Origin of the sequence: Paraburkholderia piptadeniae, from assembly GCF_900007165.1 — a bacterium.
Taxonomy (GTDB): domain Bacteria; phylum Pseudomonadota; class Gammaproteobacteria; order Burkholderiales; family Burkholderiaceae; genus Paraburkholderia; species Paraburkholderia piptadeniae.
On the sequence record NZ_CYGY02000138.1, the window covers coordinates 24586 to 32659 of the forward strand.

Consider the following 8074-nt stretch of genomic DNA (forward strand, 5'->3'; position numbering starts at 1 on the left):
GTGCCATGTCGGACGAGAAAGCCCGCTACGCCGGTTTCAATGGACTTGGACGCACCGCGGCCATCTGGGGCGTGCCCTACATGGCGATGCTCGTGGTGGTCGTCGCTTCGATGTTCACGGGTGTGCTCGTGGCCTTCTTCGTCGGCCCGGGCGGCCTCCTCTTCGTGTTTCTCGGCTTTCCGGTGCTGCTGTCGTTCAAGCACATCTGCGAAACCGACGATCAAGGACTGTGGATCATGTGGCTGCAGTTCCGCTGCCGGTTCTACTTCTGGCAGTTGCGCATCCGCGCGCGGGTGAATGCCGGGAGAGCGGCGCCGCATTTCGGCAACACGTCGACGCTTGCGCCACTGCGATACGGCCGGCAGCGTCGTGTCTTTCGCGATTTTCTTCAACCATTGGGCAAGGGCGAGCGCCGGCTGCGTGAGCCCGGTCAGGAGCCGTGATGGGTAGCAGATCAACCGTCTCGAGCGAGATCCTCGGCGCGATCGGCGCCGTCGAAGACTGGATGCCGGGGTTCAGGCATCCGGTCACAAGGCATGTGCAGCACATCGACGGAAACCGTTTCATGGTGACGCTTGCGCTGCGCGGTGTGCCGTTCGAGGTATTCGAAAACAAGGTGCTTGACCGCAAGTTCGACCGCGACACGGAGATCTTGAGCAAACTGGGCCGCGACCATGGCGGGCGCCTTGGTTACCACGGCGTTTTCATGCGACGGCGCGTGAACGCCGATCACGAGTACCGTTTCGACAGCCCCTTCATGAACTGGTTTTCGACGCAGCATGGCGGGCAGTTCAGGGGTGGCCGGTTTTTTGAAAACCGCTATTACTTTTCGATCATCCTGAAGTACGAGGACTTCGAGGATGGGCTGAAGGAAATCGCTTCGCTGGCGCAGCAGGCCCTGCAACAGTTTGCGGACTACGAGGCCGAACTGCTCGCGGTGTACGAGCGCACGCATATGAACGGCACAAAGATGCTGTTTTCGCCGCTGTATGGCTTCGTCAGTTATCTCGTGAACGGGGTGACGGGTGATCTGCCAGTCGCAGCAGAGCCAGGTGTTGACGTCATTCCGTCCAGCACCCTGCGCTTTGGCTACGACACGCACGCGATTGACGGGCCGGGCGTGCCGGACCACCGGCGGTTCTTCACCTGTCGCGACCTGCGCAGCTTTCCGGACAAGCCGGGCTTCGGCCAGCTCGATCCGGTGCTCTCACTGCCGATCGAATTCACGGTTGTGCATTCCTTCAACTGCATGACGGGTTTCGAATCAAACCGCACGATCGACTCGGCAATCAACAAGCTGGAGTCCGCCGGCGACAAGGCGAAGCATCAGGTCAGGGAACTGCGCGATGCGCAGGGTTACGTCAACACGGGCGAGCTGTCGTTCGGCGTGTACCATGGTGCGGCCGTGATCTATGGCGCAAGTACACAGGAGGCGCTGGAAAACGGGATCCTGTTCGCATCCCGATCGCTGAACGAATGCGGTGTTGACTGGGCGCTCGCGACCGGTTCCGCGCCCTTCACGTATTTTTCGCAGGTCCCGGGCGCGAAGGTCAAGCCACGGCCCAAGGTCCAGTCGTCGCGCAACTTTGCGTCGATGTTCACCTGCCACGACTATTCCGCCGGCAAGGCTGAGGGCAACCCTATCGGCGACGGCTCAGCTGTCATCCCATTCCGTTCCGCATCGGGCATCTATTACTTCAGCCCGCATGCGAGCCGGCAGGGCGACGTCAACGTGGCGGAGAAGCTGGCCGCGCACGTGAAGCTGCAAGGCACGACCGGTGCCGGCAAGTCGACTGTCGCGACCGCCATCGCCGGCATGCTGTCCCGGTTCGGGCAGCTGCTGTTCGTGCTGGACAAGGGCCGAGGCTGGGAAGTATTCATCCGCGCGATGCGCGGCGCCTACGTGCATCTGGAGAAAGGCAAACCGACAGGCTGGGCGCCGTTCGAGCTGGCCGACACGGCTGAAAATCGCGAGTTCCTGTACGGGCTGGTCGAGCTTTGTGGACGCAGAAGCGGCGTTGATCATCAGGGCAAATCCGTCAAGATCGATCTGACCGCCGCCGAGAAGATCCAGTGCCGCAACGCCGTCGACGCGGTGATGGGTATCGAGGACGTGCGCCTGCGGCGCTTCAGTCTGCTGCTGGACAGCATTCCAGATGAGGGCGATGACAGTCTGCGCCAGCGTCTGTCGCTCTGGTGCAAATCCGACAACGGCCGCTTCTGGTGGGTGTTTGACAACCCACCGAACCTGGCGCTGAACATGACGGAGCAGCGCTGGATCGGCTTTGACGTCGAGGCGTTCCTCGTCGAAAACTACGAACCGTCCGAGCCGGCGTTTGCCTGGCTTTTCCACCTCAAGAAGCTGATGCGAGGTGAGGGCCGGCTCATGCAGACCGTGATGGAAGAGTACTGGATGCCGATCCGCTTCCGCACGATCCGCGAGCAGATCGAGGAAACGCTCGCGAGCGGCCGCAAGGAAGGGGAGTTCATCACGCTCATCACCCAGCAGCCCGAGCAGGGCCAGAAGGCCGCCGACCTGTACCCGGCGCTGCGCAGTCTGGTTGCGACCAACCTGTATCTGGCGGATCCGGCGGCGGAAGAGGAGGCGTACGTCCGCGACGGCATGACGCGCAAGGAATTCACGGAGTTCAGGAAGCTCACGCCCTCGTCGCGCCGGTTCCTCATCAAGCAGGGCAACCAGTCGGCGTTCGCGGGTTTTGACCTCAGCGGCATGGAAGACGCGATCGCCGTGTTCTCGGGTGATCGCGAGAACGTATTGATCTGCGACACGGTGCGCGCGGCGCTGGGGGAAGATCCGGACGTATGGCTACCGGTCTACCTGGAACGTGTCTTCGAACGCAAACTGCGCACGCGCCTCGCGGCGAAGCACGGCGCCGATGAGCGGCTGTGGGCAGACGAGCTGCGGCGTGGTCTCGAGTGCAAGCGCGCCGAGCTCGCCCGCATCTATGCGTCGGCACGCGCTGTCGACGCGGGTAACGAAGCTGTCACTGTCTGATGGGGGGAATCGTGAACGTCAACGATGTCGAACGCCCGGCGCGCCTGCTGCGGGCGGGTCGTGTGGCCGTCACCGCGCTCTGCCTGTGTGCAGCGATCATCGCACACGCCCAAGGTGTGCCAACCATCTCGCCGGCCGAGCTTGCCCAGCAGATGATGCAGGTTCAGCAGCTGATGCAGCAGATCGAGAACCAGGAGGCACAGTACCGCGCACTCACCGGTAACAGCAGCCTGGGCACGATCATGAACTACGCATCGCTGCGCAACTACCTGCCGGAACAGTGGCAGGACATCTATGACCAGGCGAAGCGTGGCAGCCTGTCGGGCATCAGTTCGTCGATGCGCTCGATCGAGCAGCAGGAAGGCATGACGGACGCCTCGACACCGGGGCAACAGCGCTATTACGACGTGCTCGCAGCCAACAAGGCGATGAACGAGCAGGCGTACAGCGCGACGATGGCGCGGCTCAATAACATCCAGTCGCTGATGCAGCAGTCGAACCTCACGCAGGATCCGGCCGAGAAGGCGGATCTGCAAAACAGGATGGCTGCTGAAGAGGCGATGGTCACCAATGAGCAGACGCGCCTGCAGCTCACCGCCCAGCTGCAGCAGGCGGAGCTCAAGCTCGCGCAAGACCAGCGCGACCGCGAATTCAAAAACCAGTTCCTCGGAGGTTCAAGTGGCGAATAAAGCTCTTCTTTCCGCGATCGTCAGTCTGCTGGTTGTCATTGCCGGTTATCTGGGCTATCTCGCGTGGGACCGTCATCAGCACAACGTGCAGGAAGAGATTGCGCACAGGCAGGATCTGGAATTCAGGGCGCATCTGCTTGGTACGACGCCCGAAAAGCTCGAGCAGGAGGAAACGCCTGAACAGCGTGAGCGGGACAGAGAAGCCGATCAGGTGGTGAAGAAAGCAATGCAGTGAATGGAACGACTTCAGGAGCCAAAGATGTCTTATACGCTTATCACGACGACGATCTTCTCAAGGATGACGTCCGACTTCGACGCCAACGTCGTCGCGACGATCAGTTCAGGTTCGGAACGTATCATCAGTCTGATTGCGCCGTTGATGATGACGTGCTTCAGCATCTACGTGCTACTGGTCGTGTGGTCGTACTGGCAGGGACAGAACGATGAACCGATCAACGACTTCCTGATGCGTATGGCGGCCTGGGCGTTCATCCTGACCTGCGGCATGAACATCCAGTTCTATACCGAGTACATCGTGCCGGCTGTCAATGGTTTTGGCGAGGCACTCTCCGGTGCGATTACAGGACAAAGCAATCCCGTCTCGGGACTGGATAATTTGTTGAGCGCGTACATCAACGCCTGTGGGCAGATCTACGATCACGCGCACAACTTCGAAATTATCGGAGCGGTGTGGGTGATTTCAGTGATGCTTATCTTTGCCACGCCCTTCATGGGGTTGGCCGTGGCCTACATCATCCTCGCGAAATTCGCACTCGGACTGCTACTCGCACTCGGGCCACTCTTCATTTCAATGGCGCTGTTTCCGCCGGTGCGACAGTACTTCTGGAACTGGGCGGGACAGTGCTTTAACTACGCGCTGCTCGTAGCCCTGTTCGCGGGCGCCGGCGCGATCGAAGTCAATTTCGCGAAATCAATTGCACCGAGCGGGACGGCCTTCCCGTCGATGCAGCAGGTGGTGGAAATCGACGTGATGGGCGTGGTGTTCTTCGTCGTCGCCCTCAATCTTCCGGGCTTGGCCTCCGCGCTGGCGAGTGGTGTGGGCATTTCGACCATGACGGGCAAGCTGGGTGGTCTGGGACGTGCGCTGGCCGCGGCCGCGAAAACGGGTGGCGCCGGCAAGTACAAGACGGGTGGCTCCCTTTCGGCAGCATAGGCGGATGTATGCCAGATATCTTTGCGAAGCTGATCCGCTGGTGGTTGGTCGCCGTCTGCTGGGTTACGTTTGCCGGTTTCGTGGGGGCGTTGCTCAACGTCATCGGTATGTTCATCTACCGCCGGTTGCACGAATGACTGGTGAGAGGATTTCAGGCATGAAGACCATATTCCGCGCAGGCCTGCTCGCATTTGTCCTGCAGGCGTGCAGTTCTCCGCCGAAACCAGCGGAGCCGACAGGCCAGTGGATGCCTGTCAACCAGCCGCTGACCCAGCAGGCGGGTCGCACGGACCCGAAGTGAGGACCAGGATGGTATCGGTAATCAGACAGTGGCTCGCGGCTGGCGTGGGCTCGCGCAAGCGCGCCCCGACGCCGCCCATATCGGCCGCGCACCTGGAGGCAGCAGCGCGTGCCGTCGACCGGTCACAGCGTGACGCGGTCAGCTGGTATCTCGACCAGGCCCGGGAGTTCGAGAAGTCGAAGATGGAGATGGCCGAAGAAAAGGCGCGCGTCGCCGACCGGCGATCAGTGCTCTCGGGTGGCATCGCCCTCGCGGCTGTTTTTGGCATGGCAGCGTTAGGACTACTTAAAAGACCCAATCCACCGGCTGTGCTGCGGGTGAACGACACGACCGGCAAGGTGGATGTGCTGCCAACGACCGCGAACGGCCACGTGAGCTTCACTGAAAAAACCGACCGCGCGGACCTGCGCCGCTATGTCGAGATGCGCGAGAGCTACGACTGGGAGACGATTTCGGACATGCACAGCGCGGTGATGTTCATGAGCGACGATCATGAAAAGGACGCTTATGACGCGCTCATCCGTGGGCCGGCCGGCCCGCTCAAGCTGCTCAAAGACCAGGCGCGCATCATCGCCCGGGTCGGCTCGATCACCTTTGTCGGTTCGACCGCGCAGGTGTTCTTCTCACGGCAGGTGATCCCGTTGAATGTGGCGGCGAAGCACCCGGACCCGACCTGGTGGATTGCGACGGTGGCCTTCACGCGCGTCGATGTGCCGGAGAAACAGGATCAGCAGGACATCGATCCGGACGGGTTCCGGTGCACCAGTTACGAGGTCACACGCGATTACACCCGCGCGCCAGCGGATGCATCGCCCGATCCCGCACCGGCCGCATCGAAGATGCCCGGGAGCGGGCCATGAGTCGTGCGGGCCTTCGCTCGCCGCCAGGCGTGGTCGCGATCATGGCCGCCTGTGCGCTCGCCGGTGGCCGCGTGCACGCGCTTGAAATCCCGCGGAGCTGCGGCGCCGACCCGCATATCCAGTGCGCGACGTACAGCCCCGACCAGGCCTACCGCGTGGCGACGATGCCAGGCCGTGTGGTGATGATCCAGTTCGAGCCCGGAGAACACATCCTGAAAGACGGCGGCGGCATTGGCGATGCACGCGCCTGGCACGTGTCGGTCAACGACAGCGGAGCGCTGCTCAAGCCCGGTGCGCTGCAACCCGAAACCAACCTCGTGCTCGTGACCAACCGGCGCACCTATTCGCTGTCGCTTGTCGATGTATCGCGGGCGCAGCCCGCGACGTGGATCCTGCGCTTCGACTATCCGGACACGAAGGCGAAGACCGCGGCCGAACAGCTGCGGCGCCGGGAGGCCGTCAGCGCCGTACTGGCGGGCCAGCAGGACACTCCGGCTGGTCCGGCGAGAACCGGAGCGACGGGCGCAGCGGTGTCCCCGGGTGCGCCCGGGTCATCCGCGCCGGCGGCGAACATGCAGTACATGATGCGCGGCGATCGCGCGCTTGCGCCTACCGCCTTGTGGGACGACGGACGTTTCACCTACTTCAGGTACGCGACCGCGCGCGATCTGCCGACGATTTTCACGAAGCTGCCGGACGGCAGTGAGGCGACGGTGAATTTCCATATGGAAGGCGACACCGTTGTCGTCCACGAGGTTTCGAAGACGTTCATCATCCGCTACGGCCAGGCGGTGCTGGGCATCCGCAACGACGGCTACTCGCCGGACGGCCACTACAACCGCACCGCCTCGTCGTTGCCCGGTACGGCGCGCATCGAACGCGCGCACGGCAGCCGCGATCGGGTGGACGACTGACGGGAGCGCGCACACGCATGAGCGAACGCAACGAAATCGGCAACGCCGGGCGCGCGGACACGGCGCCGCAGCCGTCGCTGGACCTGCCCGGACGCCGCCGCACGCGCGCGGGCAAGCTCAGGCTCGTGCTGGTCGCGCTGGTCGTGATTGCGCTGGGTGCATCAGGCGTCACGATCTACCTGCAGCGACTCTTCCAGCAGCATCAGGACGCGAAACAGGCGGCGCTCAACAAGCCGAAGGACAGCGGCGCGAGCGAGGCTGGGGCCGACCTCGAAACACAGAAGGCGCGCATCAAGCGGGCCGAAGCCGATCAGGCGCGCGCCGCATCGGAAGCTGCGGCTGCCGCCGCGGCAAGGCAGCAGCTCGCCCCGCCGGCCGGCGCAGCGTCGCACCCTGTCGGCGAAGGGGGCACCGCGATTGCGAACAACCGGCCGCGGCCACTGTCACCCGCGGAGCGGCGTCTCTCGGGCAGCGTGCTGGTCATGTCCCGAGACAGCCGGGCCACCGGTGGTCCTGAAGACTCTGCGCTCGCATCCAGTGACGCGGGCGGCGGCAGCGCAGACACGACGGGCAACGGCACCGGCGGTGGCAATAGTCTGGCCGGCATGGCGAAGTCCATGGGGCTCGCGGCGCTGCGGGGCGGGCCATCTGGAGCCGCCGGTTCATCTGGTGCAGGGCTGACTGATAACCATGATGCCGGCGACAACAAAGGATCGGTCTTCGACCAGTCCCTGCAGCCCTCGAAGCTGCAGCCGATGCGTGCCTCGTTCCGGCCGAACCGTCATTACCTGATCAGCCGGAACACCATGATCCGGTGCGGGCAGGCCACCGCAATCCGCACTGACCGGCCGGGGCTGGTGGGCTGTCCGATCGCCGATGACGTCTGGTCGGACGATGGCACGACGCTGCTCATTCGCAAGGGCGCGCTGGCCAAAGGCGAGCAGCGCGACGCCGTAATGCACGGGCAGGGCGTCATTGGCGCGATCTGGGACGAGATCGACGACGGCGATGTCCGTATTCCCATGAACTCGCCGGCGACCGATTCCCTCGGGGCGGCCGGCATTCCCGCCTACATCGACGAGCATTTCTGGCTCCGCTTCAAGGGGGCGCTGATGGTGAG

10 protein-coding genes are annotated in these 8074 nt (G+C 63.3%); all 10 read left to right on the forward strand.

The window, feature by feature from the left end; translation table 11 throughout:
• Nucleotides 1-5 precede the first annotated feature (5 nt).
• Entirely contained in the window at nt 6-443 is a 438-nt protein-coding gene (locus BN2476_RS42750; RefSeq protein ID WP_087740161.1) for a VirB3 family type IV secretion system protein, read from the forward strand.
• Nucleotides 443-3016, forward strand: coding sequence for a VirB4 family type IV secretion system protein (locus BN2476_RS42755; RefSeq protein ID WP_087740162.1), 2574 nt, complete (start codon nt 443-445; stop codon nt 3014-3016). The genes BN2476_RS42750 and BN2476_RS42755 overlap by 1 nt, the downstream gene beginning before the upstream one ends.
• 11 nt (nt 3017-3027) lie before the next feature.
• The gene (locus BN2476_RS42760; protein WP_087740170.1) at nt 3028-3705 is read left to right on the forward strand and encodes a TrbJ/VirB5 family protein; all 678 of its coding nucleotides are present in this window, start codon (nt 3028-3030) and stop codon (nt 3703-3705) included.
• Entirely contained in the window at nt 3695-3940 is a 246-nt protein-coding gene (locus BN2476_RS42765) for a hypothetical protein (RefSeq protein WP_087740163.1), read from the forward strand. The genes BN2476_RS42760 and BN2476_RS42765 overlap by 11 nt, the downstream gene beginning before the upstream one ends.
• Before the next feature lie 24 nt (nt 3941-3964).
• Nucleotides 3965-4879 carry a TrbL/VirB6 family protein gene (locus BN2476_RS42770; RefSeq protein WP_087740171.1) on the forward strand — a complete coding sequence of 305 codons (915 nt, stop codon included), beginning with the start codon at nt 3965-3967 and terminating at the stop codon, nt 4877-4879.
• Nucleotides 4880-4887: 8 nt separating this feature from the next.
• Complete coding sequence (locus BN2476_RS49430) at nt 4888-5016, forward strand: hypothetical protein (RefSeq protein ID WP_265335317.1); 129 nt, start codon at nt 4888-4890, stop codon at nt 5014-5016.
• A gap of 20 nt (nt 5017-5036) precedes the next feature.
• Complete coding sequence (locus tag BN2476_RS49040) at nt 5037-5180, forward strand: hypothetical protein (protein WP_227747142.1); 144 nt, start codon at nt 5037-5039, stop codon at nt 5178-5180.
• An 8-nt stretch (nt 5181-5188) separates the two neighbouring features.
• Nucleotides 5189-6040: a VirB8 family type IV secretion system protein gene (locus tag BN2476_RS42780; RefSeq protein WP_087740165.1), complete on the forward strand. Its 852-nt coding sequence runs from the start codon at nt 5189-5191 to the stop codon at nt 6038-6040.
• A gap of 29 nt (nt 6041-6069) precedes the next feature.
• Nucleotides 6070-6954: a TrbG/VirB9 family P-type conjugative transfer protein gene (locus tag BN2476_RS42785; protein ID WP_235851227.1), complete on the forward strand. Its 885-nt coding sequence runs from the start codon at nt 6070-6072 to the stop codon at nt 6952-6954.
• Between the two features lie 17 nt (nt 6955-6971).
• Nucleotides 6972-8074: TraB/TrbI/VirB10 family type IV secretion system protein (locus BN2476_RS42790; protein WP_087740167.1), on the forward strand; the 1103-nt coding region annotated here is incomplete at its 3' end.

Excerpts from the sequence above, each read along its gene's own strand:
- BN2476_RS42750 (WP_087740161.1), top strand. The coding sequence starts at position 6 with ATGTCGGACGAGAAAGCCCGCTACGCCGGTTTCAATGGACTTGGACGC.
- BN2476_RS42755 (WP_087740162.1), top strand. The coding sequence starts at position 443 with ATGGGTAGCAGATCAACCGTCTCGAGCGAGATCCTCGGCGCGATCGGC.
- BN2476_RS42770 (WP_087740171.1), top strand. The coding sequence starts at position 3,965 with ATGTCTTATACGCTTATCACGACGACGATCTTCTCAAGGATGACGTCC.
- BN2476_RS49430 (WP_265335317.1), top strand. The coding sequence starts at position 4,888 with ATGCCAGATATCTTTGCGAAGCTGATCCGCTGGTGGTTGGTCGCCGTC.
- BN2476_RS49040 (WP_227747142.1), top strand. The coding sequence starts at position 5,037 with ATGAAGACCATATTCCGCGCAGGCCTGCTCGCATTTGTCCTGCAGGCG.
- BN2476_RS42780 (WP_087740165.1), top strand. The coding sequence starts at position 5,189 with ATGGTATCGGTAATCAGACAGTGGCTCGCGGCTGGCGTGGGCTCGCGC.